This window comes from Qipengyuania xiamenensis (assembly GCF_019711495.1).
In the GTDB taxonomy this organism is placed as follows: Bacteria; Pseudomonadota; Alphaproteobacteria; order Sphingomonadales; family Sphingomonadaceae; genus Qipengyuania; species Qipengyuania xiamenensis.
The window spans coordinates 192,068-213,456 of record NZ_JAIGNM010000003.1; the positions used below are offsets into that span (position 1 = coordinate 192,068).

19 protein-coding genes are annotated in these 21,389 nt (G+C 63.2%); 13 read left to right on the top strand and 6 right to left on the bottom strand.

All coding sequences use genetic code 11. The annotated features are described in order from the left end of the window. Genes K3165_RS12395 through K3165_RS12410 form a run of 4 tightly spaced genes read left to right on the top strand, consistent with a single transcriptional unit; the run spans position 1 to position 2,874 of the window. A complete protein-coding gene (locus tag K3165_RS12395) occupies positions 1-969 on the top strand; it encodes a type II secretion system F family protein (RefSeq protein WP_221549205.1) in 969 nt (322 codons plus the stop codon). A gap of 1 nt (position 970) precedes the next feature. Continuing rightward, positions 971-1,756: a tetratricopeptide repeat protein gene (locus K3165_RS12400; RefSeq protein ID WP_221549206.1), complete on the top strand. Its 786-nt coding sequence runs from the start codon at positions 971-973 to the stop codon at positions 1,754-1,756. 9 nt (positions 1,757-1,765) lie between these two features. Beyond that, positions 1,766-2,227 carry an A24 family peptidase gene (locus K3165_RS12405; protein WP_221549207.1) on the top strand — a complete coding sequence of 154 codons (462 nt, stop codon included), beginning with the start codon at positions 1,766-1,768 and terminating at the stop codon, positions 2,225-2,227. Beyond that, positions 2,224-2,874, top strand: coding sequence for a hypothetical protein (locus tag K3165_RS12410; protein ID WP_221549208.1), 651 nt, complete (start codon positions 2,224-2,226; stop codon positions 2,872-2,874). Before K3165_RS12405 ends, K3165_RS12410 begins: the two co-directional genes overlap by 4 nt. On the opposite strand, the gene K3165_RS12415 is transcribed toward K3165_RS12410, so the two are convergent. Further along, positions 2,871-3,575 (bottom strand): PilZ domain-containing protein, encoded by a 705-nt coding sequence (locus tag K3165_RS12415; RefSeq protein ID WP_282098691.1) that lies wholly within the window; start codon positions 3,573-3,575, stop codon positions 2,871-2,873. The two genes, K3165_RS12410 and K3165_RS12415, sit on opposite strands and share 4 nt — an antisense overlap. 326 nt (positions 3,576-3,901) lie before the next feature. On the opposite strand from K3165_RS12415, the gene K3165_RS12420 reads away from it, so the two are divergent. Together K3165_RS12420 and K3165_RS12425 are read left to right on the top strand one after the other, a co-directional pair. Continuing rightward, entirely contained in the window at positions 3,902-4,270 is a 369-nt protein-coding gene (locus K3165_RS12420) for a hypothetical protein (RefSeq protein WP_221549210.1), read from the top strand. A 117-nt stretch (positions 4,271-4,387) separates the two neighbouring features. Next, entirely contained in the window at positions 4,388-5,791 is a 1,404-nt protein-coding gene (locus K3165_RS12425) for an MATE family efflux transporter (RefSeq protein ID WP_221549211.1), read from the top strand. Between the two features lie 4 nt (positions 5,792-5,795). Here K3165_RS12425 and K3165_RS12430 read toward each other — a convergent pair whose 3' ends face one another. Further along, positions 5,796-6,629, bottom strand: coding sequence for a mechanosensitive ion channel family protein (locus K3165_RS12430; protein ID WP_221549212.1), 834 nt, complete (start codon positions 6,627-6,629; stop codon positions 5,796-5,798). A 222-nt stretch (positions 6,630-6,851) separates the two neighbouring features. Here K3165_RS12430 and groES point away from each other — a divergent pair, with 222 nt between their 5' ends. Both groES and groL read left to right on the top strand, forming a co-directional pair. After that, positions 6,852-7,139, top strand: a complete 288-nt coding sequence (gene groES, locus K3165_RS12435) for a co-chaperone GroES (RefSeq protein ID WP_221427513.1) — start codon at positions 6,852-6,854, stop codon at positions 7,137-7,139. Between the two features lie 54 nt (positions 7,140-7,193). Then, positions 7,194-8,843, top strand: a complete 1,650-nt coding sequence (gene groL / locus K3165_RS12440) for a chaperonin GroEL (protein WP_221549213.1) — start codon at positions 7,194-7,196, stop codon at positions 8,841-8,843. Positions 8,844-8,930: 87 nt separating this feature from the next. Here groL and K3165_RS12445 read toward each other — a convergent pair whose 3' ends face one another. The 3 genes from K3165_RS12445 to K3165_RS12455 all read right to left on the bottom strand — a co-directional run bounded on the left by K3165_RS12445 (position 8,931) and on the right by K3165_RS12455 (position 13,884). Beyond that, positions 8,931-11,135, bottom strand: a complete 2,205-nt coding sequence (locus tag K3165_RS12445) for a DUF305 domain-containing protein (protein WP_221549214.1) — start codon at positions 11,133-11,135, stop codon at positions 8,931-8,933. 92 nt (positions 11,136-11,227) lie between these two features. Beyond that, the gene (locus tag K3165_RS12450) at positions 11,228-12,520 is read right to left on the bottom strand and encodes an acyl-CoA dehydrogenase family protein (protein WP_221549215.1); all 1,293 of its coding nucleotides are present in this window, start codon (positions 12,518-12,520) and stop codon (positions 11,228-11,230) included. Continuing rightward, the gene (locus K3165_RS12455) at positions 12,520-13,884 is read right to left on the bottom strand and encodes a phosphotransferase (protein WP_221549216.1); all 1,365 of its coding nucleotides are present in this window, start codon (positions 13,882-13,884) and stop codon (positions 12,520-12,522) included. Before K3165_RS12455 ends, K3165_RS12450 begins: the two co-directional genes overlap by 1 nt. 104 nt (positions 13,885-13,988) lie before the next feature. On the opposite strand from K3165_RS12455, the gene K3165_RS12460 reads away from it, so the two are divergent. Both K3165_RS12460 and K3165_RS12465 read left to right on the top strand, forming a co-directional pair. After that, entirely contained in the window at positions 13,989-14,396 is a 408-nt protein-coding gene (locus K3165_RS12460; protein WP_221549217.1) for a baeRF12 domain-containing protein, read from the top strand. A 138-nt stretch (positions 14,397-14,534) separates the two neighbouring features. Beyond that, positions 14,535-15,554: a serine hydrolase gene (locus K3165_RS12465; protein ID WP_345721119.1), complete on the top strand. Its 1,020-nt coding sequence runs from the start codon at positions 14,535-14,537 to the stop codon at positions 15,552-15,554. A gap of 109 nt (positions 15,555-15,663) precedes the next feature. Here the strand turns inward: K3165_RS12465 and K3165_RS12470 are convergent, their stop codons facing one another. Continuing rightward, the gene (locus K3165_RS12470) at positions 15,664-15,915 is read right to left on the bottom strand and encodes a hypothetical protein (RefSeq protein WP_221549219.1); all 252 of its coding nucleotides are present in this window, start codon (positions 15,913-15,915) and stop codon (positions 15,664-15,666) included. A gap of 244 nt (positions 15,916-16,159) precedes the next feature. On the opposite strand from K3165_RS12470, the gene polA reads away from it, so the two are divergent. Genes polA through K3165_RS12485 form a run of 3 tightly spaced genes read left to right on the top strand, consistent with a single transcriptional unit; the run spans position 16,160 to position 21,389 of the window. Further along, positions 16,160-18,994 carry a DNA polymerase I gene (gene polA / locus K3165_RS12475; RefSeq protein WP_221549220.1) on the top strand — a complete coding sequence of 945 codons (2,835 nt, stop codon included), beginning with the start codon at positions 16,160-16,162 and terminating at the stop codon, positions 18,992-18,994. A gap of 1 nt (position 18,995) precedes the next feature. Then, positions 18,996-20,297 (top strand): sensor histidine kinase, encoded by a 1,302-nt coding sequence (locus K3165_RS12480; protein ID WP_221549221.1) that lies wholly within the window; start codon positions 18,996-18,998, stop codon positions 20,295-20,297. A 12-nt stretch (positions 20,298-20,309) separates the two neighbouring features. Continuing rightward, complete coding sequence (locus K3165_RS12485; RefSeq protein WP_221549222.1) at positions 20,310-21,389, top strand: mechanosensitive ion channel family protein; 1,080 nt, start codon at positions 20,310-20,312, stop codon at positions 21,387-21,389.

Below are 21,389 nucleotides of genomic sequence, written 5' to 3' on the forward strand. Positions count from 1 at the left end.
ATGCTCGAACTCGCCGTCTCAAACACCTTTGTTCGCCTGCTCGTTCTGGCGCTGATTTTTGCGGTGGCCGTAGGGTTGGTGCTCGTCACCAGCAACTGGTTCACTGCTCGCGCAGACTCGAGCCGCCAACTCGCGAAGCTGGGGACCGGCGAAGACCGGCGGCATCAATCGTCGCTGCTCGATCAAGAGCGCGAGGGGCGCTGGGCGCGAATTACAGAGTCGATCGAAAGGGCAGGCATAGACCTCACCGACAAGAAGAATGACCGGCTTGCAGAGAAAATCAAGGCTGCCGGTTTTCGCAGCAAGGCTGCGCCGCGGATTTACACGCTGGCGCGCATCCTGTTGACCTTCGGTCTACCGGCGATCTGGTTGCTGCTGGTCACCGTTTCCGGTCGCGATACCGGCGTGATGACGATCTATGTCGTTTCGGCTATCGCCGCGATGTTCGGCTTCTATCTTCCCTTTCTCTTGATTGAGGCCAAAGCCGATCGCAGGCGGCAAGCTATCATCAATGGTTTCCCCGATGCGCTCGATCTCCTGCTTGTCTGCGTGGAGGCAGGTCTCGGACTCGAATCTGCGCTCGATCGCGTTGGACGCGAGATTGCGACCACTCATCCGCAGGTCGCCGAACTGTTCACGGAAACCACGTTGATGATGCGCGCCGGTGCATCGCGCGAGGATGCCATGCGCCGAATGGCAGACGGCGCTGGTGTTGACGAAATCCGCTCCTTTGCAACGCTGCTTATCCAGTCTGACAAACTGGGTACGAGCATTTCCAACACGTTGCGTGTGTACGCAGAAGAAATGCGTGAGGCCCGGCGCATGCGCGCAGAAGAAAAGGCACACCGCCTGCCGGTCTTGATATCGGTACCACTCGTAGTCTGCATGCTCCCGACGATGATCGGGGTTCTCATCCTTCCCGCAGCAATCGCCGTCATTCGGGAAATCAGTCCGGCTCTTGGAGGATAATATGAAACCTGCAACCACTCTCGCCCTCGCGGCCCTCGCAGTCAGCCTTGGCGGCTGCCAGTCGATCGTCGATGCCTTCGGCTTCTCCGGAAAGTCCTCCGCCTCGACCTACCAGCTCGGGCAGTCCGATCTCGACGAAGGACGCGAGCATCTGCGCGCAGGCCGTCTCGGAAATGCGATTGCGCCGCTTCACCGCGCCGCGCTGAACCCGCAGACCAGCGGCGATGCGCTCAATGCGCTCGGCGTGACCTATGCAAAGCTCGGCCGTGCCGATCTTGCCGAGCGGTATTTCGTCGCTGCGGTCAAGACCGATCGCCAGAACGAACGCTACGCTGCGAACCTCGCGCGCTTCTATAATAGCGATCTCGCCAGCGACATGCGCCTGGCTTACGCGCAGCGTGAAAAGGCCGCTCAAAGCTATGCTGCCTATGCCAGCACGGCACCCGAAAAGCCGTTCGAGCCCGAGCCGGACACGCGTCTCGTGCTGAGCGGCGGCGAAACCCGCAGCATCACCGTCTCCGGCGCAAGCCAGTCGACCCGCGTGAGCCGCGGCAGCGCCCCTGTACAGCGGGCAGCGCCCGAACCGGCACCGGCACGCGTGCGCGTTTCCGGCGGCACGATCCGCCCGGCAAGCTCGGCGTCGCGCCCGGCAGAGATTTCGATCGGCGGCGGCAGCACGAGCGCGCCCTACCCGGCACGCGTGCGCATCGGCAGCGCCGACACGGGCAGCCGCTATCCGGTTCGCGTCCGCCTGCCTTCGCGCCCGGCGACCGCTTCGGACGACTAAGCACCTCGCATGGCGCTGACCTCGATCTGGCTCGCAGTCCTTGGCGCGACGTCGGGGCTTGGCGCCCTGCTCGACGCTTTCACCCGAAAGCTGCCGAACTGGCTGTGCATCGCCATGGCGCTTGCCGGGCTGACCTTCGGCTTCCTGCTCGACGGATGGACCGGGCTCGGCCTGCATGCACTTCATGGCGTGCTGGCATTCGGCATCGGCTTCCTGCTGTTCAGCTGGGGTGTCTTCGGCGGTGGTGACGGCAAGTTCTATGCCGCCAGCGCGACCTTCTTCCCTGCCACCAAGGTCCTGATGCTGTTCGTTGCGATGACCTTCGCCGGTTTCGTGCTGGCGCTGGTCTGGTTCGCCGCCAAGCGCGGCTTCAAGATCCGCCAGCGCTCGCAGGACGATTTCGCCAAGCTTCCCTATGGCATGGCAATCGCCATCGGCAGCCTGGCACTGGCCTTCTACACTCTGCAATGACCAGCGCGGCCTATCATAGCCGCGACGGGGCCGGGCTTGTCCTGAAGATCCTCGGCCGGGCGACATTGCTTGTCGCGGGCCTGTGCCTTGCGATCGCAGTCGCGGCGCTCGTCCATGCCGAATTGCAGAACCGTGCGGTGGTGCGGATTGCCCTCGACCAGGTCCCGGTAGAACGGGTGGTCGAATTCGGCCACGAGGACGGTGCCTTCGCCATGGTCATGCCGGTGCCGCTCTCTGCGGTCGAGAGCATACCAAGCGGGGAAACGGATCGGGCGGCGATGAGGGGAGCGGATCGCCTGCAGCCTGCCGTCGCCTATGTCGAACCTGATGGCGACGGCGTGTTGCCGATCGACTTTTCCATCGAACAGGGCTTCACCTCGGCATCTGGCGGGGTCGGTGTGACCAAGACCATCGCCAACGAGCAAGGCGCCATGACGGGGCTCACCATCTTCCTTATCGGCGGATCGATCATCGAGATCGAGCGCAGCGAACTGGCCGGTGCCCTTGCGGCAATCGGCGCGAGCGAGCGCTCGAAGGCATTGCCGCCCGCAGGTGCAAATGGCCGTCTGTCGCTAGACCGGGTGCGGCAGGCCGGGCTCGATCTTCGCTATGACGCTATTCGTGACAGGCTGGTGCTCCACCCCTAGGTGGTCGCGTCTCCGTCGCGGTCCCAGTCGATATTGATCTCGACGCAGGCCGTATCGACACCGGCGGCCTTCGCTATGCGCTGGCGGCACGCACGAACGATGTCGGCAAGCGAGGCATTGGCATCGTCGCTCGGTGCCGGGCTGCCCCGACCCGGAGCGCCATAGACCAGTTCCAGTTCGGTAACGCCAAGCTGGCTTGCTAGCCGCTGCATCGTTTCATGGCGCGGGCGAACCTGGTCGCCTTCCCACTTCCACAGGGTCGGCTTGCTGACGCCGACGAGTTCGGCGAAGGCGCGCATCGAGTTGCCGCTGGCAACGCGCAGGCGCTTGATCCGCTGGCCCAGCGTCTCGTGATCGACGCCGAAGCGCGCGGCTCCTCCGCCATCCTCGATCGAGGCGACATCGTTCGCCGCCTGCATTTCCTCTTCGGAGATGGGCTCGGGAAAGCTGCAGCCATAGAGTTCGTCGGCGAACCAGACGACCTTGGCCCGAACCGCTCCGCTTTGCGGAAGGACGACTTCGAGCGGATCGTCGAGCGAGAGTTCGGCACCGGTTCGAACCAGCATGCCGTTGCGCGACAGGTTGAGGACCTCGGCGTCGAACGCCCGTCCGGCCTGCCCCACACCGGTATTCAGCCGCAACACCAATCGCGGCTGCCGGCGTCCGCGGTCGCCCAGGCCCTCTAAGGTAGTTTCCTGCATATCCCCTCGCTTCAGCGAATCGCCATGCCTCCCCCCGAAGGCCGCAGGCAATTGCTCAACTCTCGGCAGAGCCGCAATGCGGATGCCAACGGCCCGACCCTTAGCGACCGAAATCCTAACAATCGCCAGTCCGCACGGTTAATATCCGGGAAAATTGGCGGTGTGTCCCATTGTGGCACCCTCTGAGCCAGATGCCAAGTTTGATGCGATTCAAAGGCTTGGTCCGAAAAGCGCGCGATTCTGCGAAAAAATCGTGAACCGGTAGCTTTCGGTTTACCCTTAGGTGGCAAAAGGAGACCAAGAAAAAAGCCGGAACGGGTCAAATCATGTTGAACGCATTAGTCATGGCGGTTTGCTATCTGGGCGCAGCCTATCTCGCCAGCGCATTGCTCGTGAGGTTCCTCCCGCGCAGTTATTCCGCCCGCCAGATCCGCAAGAACCTGGTTCTGGTCACGGTCCTGCCGTTCCTCCTCGTGGTGGACGCGCTGACCAGCATCGATGCAATCGGTCGCGGCCTGCATGCGCTTGTCGGCCGCAGTTTCGAGGTACTTTCCGGCCGCAGCCTGATCACTCGAGACAGGTATTCCTACTTTGCCTATGGCCGCCGTCGCCGTGCCCCGCGCAATCGCCGCCGCACCGACCGCAGCCCGCAGATGCGTTCGCAGGGCACGCGCCGCTCGACGCTTCGCGCCTGATCCACGCGCTCGAAAAGGCCCGGCCCGCCGGCGGGCGTTGAAGGCCTCACAATTGTTTCGAAGAGCCGATCCGCCTAAGCGGGTCGGCTCTTTCCGATTCGGGGGGAGCTCGACCCTATGAGCCAACCTGCTCCCTCCAGGCCCCTGCCGACCGGCAGCGAAGGCTGGCGCGGCGAATTTGCCGCGACCCTGCGGCTGAGCTGGCCGCTGGCGGCAGCGAACCTGCTGCAGATGCTGACCTATGCCATCGACGTGATCTTCATTGCGCGGTTGGGAGAAGCGCAGCTGGCGGCATCCGCGCTGGCGATCGCACTCTTCGGCCTCGTCATGTGGGCGCTTTCAGGACTGACCGGGGCCGTCGCCCCCGTTGCAGCAGCCGAACTCGGCGAGCGTGCACCTGCCCTGCGCCCGGTCCGTCGCTCGGTCCGGATGGCCTTGTGGCTGGCAGTGATGTCGGGCCTTGCCGGCATGGGCATCTGCCTCCTGCTTGGCCCGCTGATGCGCGCGACCGGTCAGGAGACCGCGATTATTGGCATGGCGCTCGAATACAACACGGTTCTCGTCATCTCGATGATCCCGATGCTGATCAACAATGTGCTCAGGAGCTTCGTCTCGACGCTCGACCGGCCGATATTCGCCACGGCCATCACGGCCGCCGGCATCTTCGTGAATGCGCTGGCCAACTATGCCTTCATCTTCGGCAATTTCGGTGCGCCCGAAATGGGCCTGCGCGGTGCAGCAGTGGCGACGATCATCACTTCGCTCTTCGTGATGGCGGCATACGTCATCGCGATCAGGCTTGACCCGAGACTTCACCGATACCGCATCCTTGGCCGCTGGTGGTCGCCCGACTGGGCGCGGCTGTGGCACATCGCGCGTGTCGGCACGCCGATCGCGCTGACGATCACTGCCGAGGCCGGCATCTTCGGCGCCGCGGCCTTCCTGATGGGCAATATCGGAGCGACCCAGCTTGCCGCGCACACGGTAGCGCTGCAGATCGCGGCGCTCGCGTTCCAGGTTCCCTTCGGCGTCGGTCAGGCGGCGACGATCCGCGTGGGCTATTTCTATGGCGCGCGCGATAGCGAAGGCATGAAGCGCGCCGGCTGGGCAGGCCTTGCCGTGGGAACCGGTTTCATGATGCTGACGGCCATTGCGATGATCGCCATCCCCAAGCCGCTACTCGCGATTTACATCGATCCGTGGGACCCGAAGAACGCCGTGCTTGTCGCCTTCGCGCTCAAATACATTGTCATCGCGGCCGCGTTCCAGCTGTTCGACGGGATGCAGGCGGTGGCGGCAGGCGCCCTGCGCGGATTGCAGGATACGCGCGTGCCGATGTGGATCGCGGCCTTTTCCTATTGGGTGCCGGGCATCGGCCTGTCGCTCTATCTCGGCTTCTACACCCCGCTCGAGGGCGTGGGCGTGTGGATCGGGCTGGCCGTGGGTCTCACGGTCGCCGCCCTGCTCCTCACCTCGCGCTGGGCGCGACGGGACCGTCTCGGTCTTACCGCCCGCCCCTAACTCGTTACGCCGCTTTCTGCGTAACCTCGCGCTGCGGGAAGGGGATCGAGATACCGACATCGTCGAAGCGCGCCTTGGCAGCCTCCGTGATCGCCCAGCCGAGCGGCGCGAAATCGGCAGTCGCGCACCACACGCGAAGGCCGATGCCGACAGAGCTGTCATCGAGCGAGGCGACGAAGGCGACAGGCTCCGGATCGGCGAGCACGCGTTCGTCGGCGGCTGCGATCTCGAGCAGTTCCTTGCGCGCTTGCTCCATCGAATCGCCATAGGCGATGCCCACGATCAGCTCTAAGCGGCGGATCGGGTGGCGGTGGAAGTTGATGATCGCCTGGTTCCACAGCTGCGAGTTGGGCACCATGACGAAAAGCCCGTCGAACTGCTTCAATTCGGTCGTGAACAGCCCGATCTGCTGGACCACGCCCGTTACCGATCCTGCCGAGATAGCCTCCCCGATCTTGAACGGCCTCTGCACCAGGATCATCACGCCCGATGCGACATTGCTGAGCGTGCCCTGCAGAGCGAGGCCGACCGCCAGTGCCATGCCGCCCAGCGCCGCAAGGATACTGGTCGTCTCGACTCCGAACTGCGTCAGCACGGTCACGATGACCATCGCCCAGAGCGCATATTTCACCAGGTTCGAAAGGAAATTCGCCACCGTCGCATCGAACCGCGGCGAGCGGTTGAGCGCGCGCTGGACCCAGCTCGAAATCAGCTTTGCCGCCAACAGGCCGAAGATGAGCACTGCAAAGGCGCCCGCAATGTCCATCATGTTGAGCCGAAGCCAGAGCAGCGCCTGTTCGGGAATGGTAAGAGCCGAAATGGCCTGATCGGTCTGCATGGGTAGCGCTCCGCTATCTGTCTTTCCGGATGGATTGCCGCGCGGGATAGGGACTGGAGCGCACTCTGGCCACCCCGCGCCACGCTTCGGCGAAAAACAGGCAACATTTTTGTCCGCCGACCCGTTGACTCCCCGCATCGGCGCTCCCAAATGCGCCTCGCTGGCACTCTCGATGGGGGAGTGCCAATCTAGATATTCACTCTCAGTAGAAAGGTCATCATCATGGCATTTCGTCCGCTGCACGACCGAGTTCTCGTGCGCCGCATCGAAGCAGAAGAAAAGACCGCCGGCGGGATCATCATTCCCGACAGCGCCAAGGAAAAGCCGAGCGAAGGCGAAATCGTCGCCGTCGGTTCGGGTTCCAAGGCCGAAGACGGCACCGTCACCCCGCTCGACGTGAAGGCTGGCGACCGCGTGCTGTTCGGCAAGTGGTCGGGCACCGAAGTCAAGCTCGACGGCGAAGACCTGCTGATCATGAAGGAAAGCGACATCATGGGGATCATGGGCTGAGCCCGATCCGCATAACGCTTCCAGTCACTCAATAGAATTCCAGGAGAAACACCAATGGCAGCCAAGGACGTAAAGTTCGGCCGCGACGCGCGCGAAGGCATCCTGCGCGGCGTCGACACCCTCGCCAATGCCGTGAAGGTCACGCTCGGTCCCAAGGGCCGCAATGTCGTGATCGACAAGAGCTTCGGCGCCCCCCGCATCACCAAGGACGGCGTCAGCGTCGCCAAGGAAATCGAACTGAAGGACAAGTTCGAGAACATGGGCGCGCAGATGATCAAGGAAGTCGCATCGAAGGCGAACGACGCCGCCGGTGACGGCACCACCACTGCAACCGTTCTTGCCCAGTCGATCGTGACCGAAGGCATGAAGTCGGTCGCAGCCGGCATGAACCCGATGGACCTCAAGCGCGGCATCGATCTTGCCGTCACCAAGGTCGTCGAAGACCTCAAGAGCCGTTCGAAGGACGTCTCGGGCTCGAACGAAATCGCACAGGTCGGCATCATCTCGGCCAATGGCGACCGTGAAGTCGGCGAGAAGATCGCCGAAGCCATGGAAAAGGTCGGCAAGGAAGGCGTGATCACCGTCGACGAGAGCAAGGGTCTCGAATTCGAGCTCGAAACCGTCGAGGGCATGCAGTTCGACCGCGGCTACCTCTCGCCCTACTTCATCACCAACCCGGAAAAGATGACGGTCGAACTCGAAAACCCGTACATCCTGATCCACGAGAAGAAGCTTTCGAACCTGCAGGCGATGCTTCCGGTGCTCGAAGCAGCTGTCCAGTCGGGCCGTCCGCTGCTGATCATCGCGGAAGACATCGAAGGCGAAGCGCTGGCTACCCTCGTGGTCAACAAGCTGCGCGGCGGCCTCAAGGTTGCAGCGGTCAAGGCACCGGGCTTCGGCGATCGCCGCAAGGCCATGCTGCAGGACATCTCGATCCTGACGAAGGGCGAGATGATCAGCGAAGACCTCGGCATCAAGCTCGAGAACGTCACGCTGGGCATGCTCGGTGAAGCCAAGCGCGTCACCATCGACAAGGACAACACGACCATCGTCGACGGTGCCGGTTCGGAAGACGACATCAAGGCCCGCGTTGCGGAAATCCGCACGCAGATCGACAACACCTCGTCGGACTACGACCGTGAAAAGCTGCAGGAACGCCTCGCGAAGCTCGCTGGCGGTGTTGCAGTCATCAAGGTCGGCGGTGCTACCGAAGTCGAAGTGAAGGAGCGCAAGGACCGCGTCGACGACGCGCTGCACGCAACCCGCGCAGCCGTTGAAGAAGGCATCGTCCCGGGCGGCGGTACCGCCCTGCTCTACGCCACGAAGTCGCTCGACGGCCTCGAAGGCGAGAACGACGACCAGACCCGCGGCATCGACATCGTCCGCCGTGCGCTGCAGGCACCGGTTCGCCAGATCGCGACCAATGCAGGTCACGACGGTGCAGTTGTCGCCGGCAAGCTGGTCGACGCCAATGACGACACGCTCGGCTTCAACGCCGCGACCGACACTTACGAAAACCTCGTGGCTGCCGGCGTCATCGACCCGACCAAGGTTGTCCGCACCGCTCTCCAGGACGCAGCTTCGGTTGCCGGCCTGCTGATCACCACGGAAGCGACCATCACGGACATTCCGGAAGACAAGAGCGGTGGCCCTGCAATGCCCGATATGGGCGGCATGGGCGGCATGGGCGGCATGGGCTTCTAAGCTCAGCACCCCAGCCGACAGGCTACAAACAAAGAGGCCCGGCAGGATCGCTCCTGCCGGGCCTTTTCTTTGCGTCCTTGAGGCGGGTCAGCCGCCCTTGCGGCTGTCCTCTGCCGCGCGGACCACTTCGTCGGGCCAGGTGACCTGAGTCTGCGTCTGCGGGTTGAAGAGGTTGCCTTCGTACTGGGCTGCTTCTGCAGCAGCGATTTCCTCGGCCGTGAGGTGTTCGCTCGGCTCCAGCGCAAAAACGTCGAGGCCGCGCGCGATCTCGGTCGCGTAGATGCGGCCGTTGTACCAGTAGGACGACCAGTAGCCGCCGGTGACCAGCTGGTCCTTGTCGACCGGGCCACGGTCGAAATAGGCGATCTCGAACGGGTTCGAAGCATCGGTGAAATCGATCACCGAGATGCCGCCCTGGTACCATGCCTGCACGAAGATATCGCGGCCCGGCACGGGGATGATCGAACCGTTGTGTGCGACGCAATTCTCCTTGTCGCCCTGCGGCGCGGGCAGCTTGTACATGCCGCGATAGGTCAGCTTGCCGTCCTCGATCGCGTAGAAAGCATCCGCGCCCCAGTTTTTAGGATCGCCGGCCTGGCAGCGCGGACGGCCGCCCCCGCCCCATTCGTCGGTGAACAGCACCTTGGTGCCGTCATTGTTGAAGGTGGCCGAATGCCAGTAGGCGAAGCCCTTGTCGGTCACATCGTCGATGCGCACCGGCTTCATCGGGTCGCTGATGTCGAGGATGATGCCATTGCCAGAGCAGGCGCCCGCGGCGATATTCTTCGCCGGGAAAACGGTGATGTCATGGCACTGGTTCGTGACGTTGGTGCTTTGAGTGCCTTCGCCATGGTCGCCGCCGCGCCACAGTCCGGCGATCTGGTCGCCAGTGGCAAAGACGCGCGGGCTGCCAACGACGCGCGCAGCTGCCGGATTGGTGACCGGGATCTCGACCACGTCGATGCTGAACAGCGCGGTCTCGTCACCGGCGGTGTCGAAGCAGCCTTCCAGCTCCTCGTTGTCGCGCACGTAGCTGGTGCCCGAATTGTAGACGATGATCGTCTCGTCATCCGCACTCACGATCGAATGCGTGTGGCTGCCGCGACAGGTCTGGACGAGGCCGACCTGCTTGGGGCGGGTGATGTCGGATATGTCGAAGATGCGCAGGCCGCGGAAGCGTTCTTCGCTGACACGGCCGGCGACACCCTGGAGGCCGCAGTCGATGCGCGCGCGGCTGTCCTGCACGCTCATCACGAGGAGGTCGCCCACGATCGAAACGTCGCCCTGCCCGCCCGGGCAGACCGTGCTTGATACGAGCTGCGGCACGCCATCTTCGCCAAGGCGATAGGCATTGAAGCCGTGATAGCTGCCCGCCACCATGAGTTCGCCCGAGAAGGCGATATCGGTGTTGGCGAAGCTCAGCAGCGATCCGCGCTGGCCGAAGCGGGGTTTCTCTTCCTCTTCTTCCTCGTTGGAAGTGTCTTTCTTGCTTTCCTCGCCCTCTTCCTCGTCCTTCTCGATCCGCGGCTGCAGCTGCGCGGGGTTGACCGGATCGAAGAAGCCGGTCGGCTTGGGCTGCGAAACGACGAGGCGCAGGTTCGAGATCGCTTCCTCGGCATCGCGGAAACCGGCAGCCAGCGTGGCGCGCGGGTCCTGCGACAGCTCGGCAAGGACGCTGTTCATCCGGTCGATTTCGGCCTGCTGGTCGCTCACGACCTCGTTGGTGAATTCGAACATCACCGGCTCGTAGGCGCTGCCCGGCGAGCGGTGCAGTTCGCGCACCATGTCGAGCGCACCCTGATGGTGGGCGATCATCAGCTGGAGGAACTGTTCGTCGAATGCGGTGCCGTTGGCAGCAGCGAGCGCAGCCATCTGCTCCTTGCTTGCCATGCCCTTCATCGCACCATGGCCGTCAGGGCCCATGTGCATCGAATGCGGCATCTCGACCTGTTCGCCGCGCGCCTCGAGCCATTCGCGCATGAACTTCATCTCGTCCTTCTGGCCCGCCTCGATACGGTCGGCGGTCTTCAGGATGGCATCGTTATTGGTGCGCGCCTTGACCAGCTGCGCCATGTCCACGGCCTGCTGGTGGTGGACGATCATGCCCTGCATGAAGCGCACGTCGGCAGGCGAATAGCGCGTATCCGAAAGCGCGATGGCCTCGGCCTCGCCGATGACGCGCGGCGCTTCGCCCGGCGCGCCGGGAAGGACGATCGGAACTTCCTGCGCGATCGCGGCAGTGGAGGTCGAAATCAGCAGGCCCGCAGCAAGCGCGCGCATCGAATGTGTCATGTGTTGAGTCCCCAAGTATTTGCAGCGTGATTGAGAATGTCGCGCCTCGCCAAGGTCAAGCACCTGTTCTGCGAACGACATGAGCGCAGGGACTAACCGGAAGCGAACTTGCCTTTGCGCGGACCCAGATAGCCGAACAGGTATGCGCCCACCTTGCGCATCTGGATTTCCTCCGCGCCCTCCGTGATGCGGTAGCGGCGGTGGTGGCGGTAGATGTGCTCGAAAGGCTTGTGGCGCGAATAGCCGATGCCACCGTGCACCTGCATCGCGCGGTCGGCCGCTTGGCAGACGAGCCGGTTCGCCCAGTAGTTACACATGGAAACCTTGTCGGAGATCGTCTTCTCGATCTCCTCGTGCGGCATGTTGTCCATTTCCCAGGCGGTCTTGTAGATCAGCAGGCGCAGCATCTCGCACTGGGTGGCGAGTTCCACCAAGGGGAACTGTATCGCCTGGTTGCGCGCAAGCTCCTCGCCGAACGGCTTGCGCTCACGGGCATAGCGCACGCTTTCCTCGACGCAGAACTGCGCCGCACCCAGCGAGCTTGCGGCCTGCCGGATGCGATTCTGGTGGACGAAGCTCTGGGCGAGCGCGAGGCCGAGGCCTTCGCGCCCGAGCATCGCGCTTTCCGGCACCCAGACATCCTTCACCGACAGGCGTGGGTGGTCGGTGGGCATGTTGAAGGTCCACATCCACTCCTCGATCTCCAGCCCCTCGGTCGGGTTGGGGACGAGCAGGCAGGTGATCCCGCGCGCATCGCCCGCCTCGCCTGACGTGCGGCAGAACATCGCGCAGTGGGTGGCGACATGCATACCGGTGATCCACATCTTCTCGCCATTGATCAGCCAGCCGTCGACACCGTCGCGCGTTTCGCGCACCGCCGTCGTCTCCATGTGGGTCGCATCGGAGCCGTGGTTCGCTTCGGTCAGGCCGAAGGCGACGCGGCGCGTTCCTTCGAACCCGCCGAGGATGAATTCCTGTTTCTGCTCCTCGGTGCCCCACTGCTCGAACATGGCGACGAAGGGGAAATTGCCGACGATCGAATGCTCATTCTGCAGATCGTTGTGCAGACCCAGCCCGCGCTGCGCAAACCGGTCGCGGATGACCGCCATCCAGAGGTTCGAGCCATCCTTTCCGCCGTATTTCTTCGGCGCGGAGAAGCGCCAGTGGCCCGCCTTGTCCGCAACCTTGCGCGCCTGTCGCAACAGGTCTTCCCACTCGTGATTGGGCAGCCCCTCGCGTTCCCAGTCGGTCCGGGCGTTCTCGCGGCGGTGGTCGAAGAAGCGGATATTGTCGTCCTTTGCGACAAGCGGCTCGATCTCTGCCTCGATGAAGCGTTCGAGTTCGGCGTAATAGTCTTCGAGATCCTGCGGGACGGTGAAATCCATCAATTGTCTCCGAGCCATTTGGAGCGAGCGACCGCTAGCGAGGGGTATTTGGGCACGTCGGCCTCGACCTTGTCGAGTGCTGCCAGACGCATTTCATTGAGCATGTCGCCGTTTTCGAGTGTGACTTTCCCGGCGAAGATATCATCGCACAGCTCGCCGTCGACGACAGCGAGACGACCCCATTCGTCCTCGCGGGCGATCATGCCCAGGGCATTGCGGGCTACCGCGAGCTGGAACCTGTCGTGGCCCGACACCTTGTCCTTTATCTGCGCCAGCCATTCGGAGACCGCGGTGGCAATCTCGCCCGGCGTTGCCTCGCCCTTCTCGACGTGTCGGTAGGCAAGTTCGGGATCGAGCTTCTCGAGCCTGCTCGAGCGTAATTCCTCGGGCATGTCTTCTTCGAGCAGCAGGAGCAGGTCCAGCTCCTGCTCGCTGGTCCGGCGCGAGATCACGACCCGTTCGAGCATGCGGTCATCGCCGCTGCGCCACATCTGCGCATTCCTGAGGCAGCCGAGCGCCCACCAGACCGTGCGGTAGATCGTCCAGAACCGGAAGCGCGAAGGATCGACCTTGCGACCACCTGCCGCTTCGTATGCCGCGAAATAGTTCTCCAGCGAGCCGAGACCCAGGGCCGGCCGGTCATATGCTCCGAAGCGCCAGACCGGCATGCAGCCGAAGGCGAGGTCTTCATGGGGGTCGCCGAAATGCGCCAGCTCCCAGTCTAGCACGCCTGTTAGATGGCTGTCCTCGCAAAGGACGTTGCCCAGCCGATAGTCACCGTGGTTGAGCACCGGGTCGACCGCCTCCGGCAAATTGTCCGTCAGCCAACGCAGGCCCAGCGCGATGATCGGACGGTCGCCGCCCGCCTCCTCGAACTGCTCCCGAAGCTTCGCCACGCCCTCTGCATAATCGAGCGTCGGGACATCGCCGGGCAGGTCGGAAGGGGAGATTGCGTGAATGCGTGCAAGGTCGCGCGCTGCTTCTCGAAGAATCTGGTCGGGCGACTCCATCGCCAGGATTGCGCGCGGGTCGGGTGTTCCGGGAAGCGCGCGCATGACGAAGCCGCTGCCGATCCCGTCGGCCTCTTCCAGTTCCACCACCACTTCGGGTGCGGTGACGCCCACATCTCGCGCCACGCGGATCACCTCGGCTTCGGTGTCGTGCCCGAATGGCCGGTCGCCGAGGAAGGCTAGGCTGGGTGCACGGCGCAAAACGAAAGCCTCGCCTCCCGCTTCGAACCGCCAGCTTTCCATGGTTGCCCCGCCGGTCAGCCGGGCGAGCTTCTCGGGCGCGCCAAGAGACACGCGGCCAAGGGCGCGTTCCAAACCGTCGTGCAGGCGGCTCGCGCCGTCGCTCTCTCCCATGCAGGCACCCTGCCCGAGGCTTTCGACACGAGCAAGAGCCGGACCTCTCGGGCGGTTCGAACGTTGGTCTCACAAGAACACGAAATCGAACGAGGAGACCATTCATGAAACTGCCGCACAAGGCCCATGTCGCGATCGTCGACGGAGAGAACTTCACCGTCATGCGCAACGGCGGAAAGCCGTTCGAGCCCAAGCTCGAGGGTGCACAGAAGCCGGATCTCGAAGCCACCAATTTCAGCGCAGGCGTCCGGCATCAGGACGAGGTGGGCCAGCGGACCGGTGCCACCGATCTCAACGAACTGGCGCATGGCGCTGCGGCTGCCGAATGGCTCAATGCGAAGGCGATTTCAGGCGAGCTGACCGATGTCCTCGTGATCGCCGATCCCAAGACGCTCGGCGAGATGCGCCGACACTATCATTCGGAGCTGGAAAAGCGACTCGTCGGAGAGATCGACAAGACCGTGACCGGCGAAACGACATCGCAGATAGAAAAGGTGATTGCTTCGGCCTGACGGCCCTTACGAAATTTCATTGCGCTAGAAGCATCGGGCGCGGACGAGACACAATTTGTCGCGTCCGTGCTTGCGCATGAATCGGCAATCGCGTTAATGTTTGAACAACCATGAATTTGGTATGTGAGAGGCATGCGGATGAAGTCGATCGGAACATTGCTTGCAGCAGGCGCCATGGCGCTTGGCCTGTCTGGCGCGGCCCATGCACAGTCGCAGGAAGCCACGTACCAGTCGCAGTTCGACAGCCTTCTCGGCACCGAAATGCGTGCACCGCAGGATTTCGATGCGGTTTACGACAACGGTCTGGAACAACGCATCGCGCAGCTTGCCGATGGTTCTCGCGGCCGGATCGGGGTGTACGCGATCGATCTCAGCAGCGGCCTCGAAGTCGACGTCCTCGCCGACCAGCGCTTCCCGATGGCGAGCACCAGCAAGGTCGCGATCGCGGCGGTTTACCTGGCCGGTGTCGATGCAGGGAAATGGTCGCTGACCAGCGAATGGCGCCTTCCGCGTCGCGGCGGCGCCTATCTGACCGCTCGCGAGCATATCGACCTGATGATCAGCAAGAGCTGCAACGCCTGCACCGATGCGATCCTCGATGCAGTGGGTGGCCCCGGCGTCGTCAACAAGTGGATGCGTGATGCCGGGATCGAGGGCTTCACACTTACGCGCGATATCGCGACCCTGATCCGCGAAGACGGACAGATCGACCCCGCCTCCAGCGTCGACACGAGGGATAGCGCAACGCCACGCGCCATGGGCAAGCTCCTCGCCGGCATTTACCAGGGCAAATGGCTCAGCGCATCGTCGCGCGGCGTAATCATGGACGCCATGCGGGCCACCACCACCGGCAAGAAGCGCATGCGTTCTGCCCTGCCCGTCAGTGCCGGGCTCGCGCACAAGACCGGAACCCTCAGCCGGACCGCCAGCGACATCGGCATTTTCCATACGCCCGATGGCCGGGCCATCGCTGTGGCGATCTATGTCACGGGCCAGAGCCCTTCGATGGCAGTCGAGAACGGCAACCGCGGACGCAAGCTCGAGGCTCGCCAGATGCGCGATGCGCGCATTTCGACAATCACCGAAGCGCTATACCGGGGCTTCACACGGCCCGAAGACAATCGCCGGGTATGGGCCGACGCCGACTACGGCGGCTGATCGCTAACGCCCGTGGCGCGAAACCGCGACAGGCAAAGGAAAAGGGCGGCACCTCGCGGTGCCGCCCTTTCCTTTTTCGAAACGGTAGACCGTTGCGAAGCCAGCTGGATTAGTCAGCCTGTGCTTCTGCTTCGGTTTCGCCTTCGACCGAAGCTTCGACTTCAGCAGCAGCTTCGTCTGCTTCAGCAGCAACTTCTTCACCAGCTGCTTCGACTTCGTCGCCAGCTGCTTCCATGTTGGCTTCGGTGTCAGCCATTGCGCCTTCAGCAGCTGCTTCAGCGTTTTCTTCGGTTGCTTCCGAGCAAGCGGCGAGCGAGAGAGCGGCTGCCGAAGCGGCGGCGACGAGTGCGATCTTGCGCATAATGATAATCCTTAAACAGCGAGTTCTTGATGCGAAGGGAAAGTCTGGCAGTCCCCCCGCGCAAGGTCCGACAATTGGGCCTTACAGTGTCTAAATAGTGGCGGGATTGTGGCCTAGCAAGCGAATTCGCCACATTTCGCCATCATCTTGCCTCAATTCGCCGTAATTCCGCCATTTTTCCGCCAACAATTTTCGCGGTCTTTCCGCTCCCCAAGGCCGCGACTCGCTGCTAACCCCACCGGCGATGGCCGATAAGAAGCACCTCTACCTCGTCGATGGCTCCGCCTATATTTTCAGGGCATACCACCGCCTGCCGCCGCTGACCGATCCGGAAGGCACGCCGGTTGGCGCGGTCTACGGCTACACGACCATGCTGTGGAAGCTGGCCGACGACCTCGACAAGGCCGACGGGCCGACCCATCTGGCCGTGGTGCTCGACAAATCGAGCCAATCGTTCCGCAACGAGATTTACGACCAGTACAAGGCGAATCGTCCCGATCCGCCCGAAGACCTGGTGCCGCAATTCCCGCTCATCCGCGACGCGACGCGCGCGTTCAGCCTGCCCTGCATCGAGGAACCCGATGTCGAAGCGGACGACATGATCGCTTCCTATGCCCGGGCCGCACAGGCGGAAGGCTGGGACGTGACGATCGTGTCGTCAGACAAGGATCTGATGCAGCTAGTAGGCGAGGAGAACGGTGCGCGCATCGACATGCTCGATACGATGAAGAACGCGCGCATCTATATCGAGGAAGTCGAAGAGAAATTCGGCGTCCCGCCGGAAAAGGTCGGCGACGTGCTCGCACTGATGGGCGATTCGGTCGACAACATCCCGGGCATCTTCGGCGTCGGTCCCAAGACTGCGAGCAAGCTGATCGCCGAGCATGGCGACCTGACCTCCGCACTCGATGCCGCCGAAGACATGAAGAAGAGCAAGCTGAAGGAACGGCTCATCGAGCATCGCGCGGATGCCGAGCTGAGCCGCATCCTCGTCACGCTCAAGGAGGACTGCGGTCTTCCCGTCGCGCTCGAGGACATGAAGCTCGACGGCGTGCCACCCGAACCGCTGGCCGCTTTCCTCGAAAAGCACGGCTTCACGAGCCTGCGCCGCCGTCTCGATGCCGGCACGGGCAGCCCGACGAGGGCAAACGACCTCAATCCTGCGAAACAGGAAACCAAGGGAGCCGAGGCGAGCAGTGAAGGCAACAGCCAGCCGCTTCCCGAAATGCCCGCCATCGACCGGACCAAGTACGAATGCGTCCAGTCGATGGACCGGCTGCAGGAGTGGATCGAAAGGGCGAAGGCGGCCCGCCTCGTCGCTGTCGATACCGAGACCGATAGCCTCGATTCGATTCGTGCGCGCCTGGTCGGGGTGAGCCTCGCGCTTGGCCCGAACGATGCCTGCTACATCCCGCTCGCCCATGGTGGCAGCGACATGTTCGCTGAAAAGCCCGAGCAGGTGGACAAGGCCGAGGCGCTCGCCGCGCTGAAGCCGCTGCTGGAGGACGAGGCGGTCCTCAAGGTCTTCCAGAACGGCAAATACGATCTCAACGTACTCGCACGCGAGGACATCGCCGTCACGCCGATCGACGACACGATGATCATCAGCTTCGCGCTCGACGCAGGCCGCGGTGAAGCAGGCATCGGCGGCGGACACGGTATGGACGAACTCGCCCAGCGCCATCTCGGCCACGTGTGCCTGAGCTACAAGGAAGTCTGCGGAACCGGCAAGAAGGCCATCCCCTTCGGCGAAGTCACGCTCGACAAGGCGACTGAATACGCTGCCGAGGATGCCGACGTGACCTGGCGCCTCCACGCACATCTCAAACCCCGCCTCGCGATCGAGGGCGGTACGAAAATCTACCAGCGCGTCGACCGTCCGCTCGTCCCCGTCGTCGCAGGCATGGAGCGCGAGGGGATCAAGGTCGATCGCACCCGGCTCGCCAAGCTGTCGGAGGAATTCGCCACCGAAACTTCGCGGCTGGAGAAGGAAATCCACGAAATCGCCGGACAGGAATTCACTGTCGGCAGCCCGAAGCAGCTTGGCGAAATCCTGTTCGACAAGATGGGATACAAGGGCGGCAAGAAGGGCAAGAGCGGTCAATATTCGACCGACCAGTCGGTCCTCGAGAGGCTTTCGGGCGACGGTGCGGAGATTGCCGACAAGGTGCTCGAATGGCGCCAGCTGGCCAAGCTCAAGTCGACCTATACCGACGCGCTGCAGGAAGCCATCAACCCGGAAACGGGACGCGTGCACACGAGCTATAGCCTCGTCGGTGCGCAGACGGGGCGCTTGTCCTCGACCGATCCGAACCTGCAGAACATCCCGATCCGCACCGAGATCGGCCGCCAGATCCGCGATGCCTTCGTGGCCGAGGAAGGCAACGTCCTTCTCGCTGCCGACTACTCGCAGATCGAACTGCGACTGGCCGCGCACATGGCCGATGTCGACCCGCTCAAGGAAGCCTTCGAGCATGGCGAGGACATTCACGCGCGTACGGCGACCGAGATGTTCGGCGAGGTCAATCGCGACACCCGCGCCCGCGCCAAGACGATCAATTTCGCGATCCTTTACGGCATTTCGCGCTGGGGGCTCGCCGGGCGTCTCGGCGTCGAACCCGACGAGGCGCAGGAAATGATCGACACCTATTTCAAGCGCTTTCCGGGCATCCAGAAGTACATCCTCCACACGCTCGAGAGCGTGCGCGAGAAGGGCTATTCGGAAACACTTTTCGGCCGGAAGACGTGGTTCCCGCGGATCAATTCCAAGAACCAGGCCGAACGACAGGGCAGCGAACGTGCGGCGATAAATGCGCCGATCCAGGGCACAAGCGCCGACATCATCAAGCGGGCCATGGTACGCATGATCCCGGCGCTTCGCGAAGCGGGTCTCGACAAGGTCCGCATGCTGTTGCAGGTGCATGACGAACTTGTGTTCGAATTGCCAGAAGGCGACGTCGAAAAGGCATCGGAAGTTATCGAGCGTGTGATGGCAGGAGCCTCACAGCCAGCTGTAGAACTCTCGGTCCCGCTCGGCGTCGAAATCGGCACGGGCAAGAGCTGGGGAGCAGCACACTAAGATGATCCTGAATCGCCTCCGCCTGCCCATGCGCTGGCCCAACGCGGTACTGTTGCTGCTTATCGGCGGCGCGATGCTGGGGCTTATCTACCTAGTTTACCAGACGGTCGAGGCGGAGCGGGCCGAGCGTGAGCAGGCGCAGCTGACCTCCAAAATCCTCGAGGAACTGCAGCGAGTGCACACGGCTGCACTCAATGGCGAAACCGGCCAGCGCGGTTACCTGATCACTCTCGATCGCCGTTACCTGCGCCCCTACCAGGAAGGCGAAGAGCAGATCGACCCGGCTCTGCGCCGTATGCGCGAATTGCTCGGCGATAATGCGACGACGCGGCAGGAAGAACTGCTCGACGAGATCGACGCCCTCTCGCGCGCCAAGTTCGACGAACTCGAAAGCTCAGTCATCCTGCTCGAGGACGGACGCCTGCTTGATGCCCGGCGCGAGATACTGACCGATGAGGGGCAGGAAACGATGGAACGCCTGCGCCGTGCCCTCGCGGAAATGGAAGAGATCGAGCGGCGTATCCTGGCACAGCAAGCAGAGAAGACCGCGCGTATCGAGGGCCGTGTCCTGCCGCTGCTCGGCGGCCTCATCATCCTGCTGCTGGTAGCGATCTACCTCGGCTCGCGGCTCGTTACCCGCGCAGCGAAAGCCGAAGCCGAAGCGGCGCAGGCGGGCGCACTTGGAGAAGCCCGCGACCGCGCCGACCTGCTTGCGCGCGAACTCAATCACCGGGTGAAGAACCTCTTCGCCGTCGTGCTGGCGATCGTGCAGATGAGTGCGCGCGACAAGCCGGAGGCCAAGCCCGTCACCGACGCGATCGCCCAGCGGATCCGCGCCCTGCTCACCGCACATGAGGTCAGCCAAGGCGAACTCGACCGCGAACTGGCCTCGCTCGAAGCACTCGTCGACACCTCGCTTGCGCCTTATCGCTCCTCCAAGCAGACCGCGACCATCAACGGTCCCGAAGTACTGCTACCGGCCAAGCGAATCACACCGCTCGGACTGGTCCTCCACGAGCTCACCACGAATGCGGTGAAGTACGGGGCTTGGGCGAATGGCGGCGAGATCGACGTGAGCTGGACCCGCGCGAATGACGTCGTAACCCTGGTCTGGCGCGAGAGCGGCGTAAAGCTCGACAAGGAACCCGATCGCAAGGGCTTCGGCAGCCTCCTGATGGAAAGCGCAGCCCGCCAGTTCGGAGGCAGTGTGAAGCGCGACTTCACGGGTGACTGGCTGGTGGTAACAATCACGCTTCCGGAAAGCGATCCCGCGAGCCTTGCCACCACGGTCGCAGCTTCATAGACAATCGGCCGAATGCTGGACCGCTACGACCCGCGCAATTGGCCTATCTCCTATGACGGCCTGATCCACACGCTGATCACGCTCGGCGCTGGCCTGCTGGTCGCATTCCTGTTCCATTGGATTGCCTTCGCCGTTCTGCGCCGCGTCGTGCGCAGATCGAGCAGCCAGATGGACGATGTCGTCGTCGAAAAGGTGCGCAAGCCCGTTCGCTGGGCCCTGTTCGGCTTCGCGGTTTCCATCGCGGCGGAACACGATGCGCTGGTTGGCGATGGCTGGGACAGGCTGGCCGATTTCCTGATTCCGGCAGCGCTGGGCTGGGTCGCCTTCGCCTTGGTCAAAGGCCTTGCCGCGGGATACGAACGCCAGCTCGAAATCGAAGGCGAGGAAGTTTCCACGCGCGGCTATCGCACACGGATTGCGATCCTCTCGCGCACTGCCCGCGTCGCGATCATCATCATCACGATCTCGCTGATCATGTTCAATATTCCGGGCGTACGCGATGTTGGCACCACGATGCTGGCTTCGGCCGGTCTTGCCGCCCTTGCCGTCGGTGCAGCTGCGCAGCCGGCGCTCAAATCGCTGATTGCCGGGCTCCAGATGGCGCTGACCCAGCCGCTGCGGATCGGCGACCTGGTCAAGGTCGATGGCCAGGCTGGCAGGGTCGAGGAAGTCCGCATGAGCTTCGTCACCGTGCGCACCTGGGACGAACGCGTTCTAGTGGTACCCACCAGCCGGTTTCTCGATCAAAGCTTCGAGAACTGGTCGAGGATCAGCGAACAACTGACCGGGCCGGTCATGCTGCATCTCGACCCGATCGCAGAGATCGAACCGATCCGCGAAGAATTCGAGCGTTTCGTTAAGGCCCATCCGCTTTGGGACGGCCGCAATATCGCGCTGCTGATGACCGAGGCTTATCCCGAGAGTATCGAGCTACGCCTGTCGATGAGTTCGGAAACCATTGGCGACCTGTTCACCCTGCGCTGCGCTGTGCGTGAGCACATGCTGGCCTGGCTCCGCCAGAACCAGCCCGATGCACTGATCCGCCACCGCCTCGAAGTGGAAGCGGCGAACCAGCGAATCTCGGGCAGCTAG

Coding starts and splice junctions, on each gene's coding strand:
- K3165_RS12395 (WP_221549205.1), top strand. CDS start 1: ATGCTCGAACTCGCCGTCTCAAACACCTTTGTTCGCCTGCTCGTTCTG.
- K3165_RS12400 (WP_221549206.1), top strand. CDS start 971: ATGAAACCTGCAACCACTCTCGCCCTCGCGGCCCTCGCAGTCAGCCTT.
- K3165_RS12405 (WP_221549207.1), top strand. CDS start 1,766: ATGGCGCTGACCTCGATCTGGCTCGCAGTCCTTGGCGCGACGTCGGGG.
- K3165_RS12410 (WP_221549208.1), top strand. CDS start 2,224: ATGACCAGCGCGGCCTATCATAGCCGCGACGGGGCCGGGCTTGTCCTG.
- K3165_RS12415 (WP_282098691.1), bottom strand. CDS start 3,575: ATGCAGGAAACTACCTTAGAGGGCCTGGGCGACCGCGGACGCCGGCAG.
- K3165_RS12420 (WP_221549210.1), top strand. CDS start 3,902: ATGTTGAACGCATTAGTCATGGCGGTTTGCTATCTGGGCGCAGCCTAT.
- K3165_RS12425 (WP_221549211.1), top strand. CDS start 4,388: ATGAGCCAACCTGCTCCCTCCAGGCCCCTGCCGACCGGCAGCGAAGGC.
- K3165_RS12430 (WP_221549212.1), bottom strand. CDS start 6,629: ATGCAGACCGATCAGGCCATTTCGGCTCTTACCATTCCCGAACAGGCG.
- groES (WP_221427513.1), top strand. CDS start 6,852: ATGGCATTTCGTCCGCTGCACGACCGAGTTCTCGTGCGCCGCATCGAA.
- groL (WP_221549213.1), top strand. CDS start 7,194: ATGGCAGCCAAGGACGTAAAGTTCGGCCGCGACGCGCGCGAAGGCATC.
- K3165_RS12445 (WP_221549214.1), bottom strand. CDS start 11,135: ATGACACATTCGATGCGCGCGCTTGCTGCGGGCCTGCTGATTTCGACC.
- K3165_RS12450 (WP_221549215.1), bottom strand. CDS start 12,520: ATGGATTTCACCGTCCCGCAGGATCTCGAAGACTATTACGCCGAACTC.
- K3165_RS12455 (WP_221549216.1), bottom strand. CDS start 13,884: ATGGGAGAGAGCGACGGCGCGAGCCGCCTGCACGACGGTTTGGAACGC.
- K3165_RS12460 (WP_221549217.1), top strand. CDS start 13,989: ATGAAACTGCCGCACAAGGCCCATGTCGCGATCGTCGACGGAGAGAAC.
- K3165_RS12465 (WP_345721119.1), top strand. CDS start 14,535: ATGAAGTCGATCGGAACATTGCTTGCAGCAGGCGCCATGGCGCTTGGC.
- K3165_RS12470 (WP_221549219.1), bottom strand. CDS start 15,915: ATGCGCAAGATCGCACTCGTCGCCGCCGCTTCGGCAGCCGCTCTCTCG.
- polA (WP_221549220.1), top strand. CDS start 16,160: ATGGCCGATAAGAAGCACCTCTACCTCGTCGATGGCTCCGCCTATATT.
- K3165_RS12480 (WP_221549221.1), top strand. CDS start 18,996: ATGATCCTGAATCGCCTCCGCCTGCCCATGCGCTGGCCCAACGCGGTA.
- K3165_RS12485 (WP_221549222.1), top strand. CDS start 20,310: ATGCTGGACCGCTACGACCCGCGCAATTGGCCTATCTCCTATGACGGC.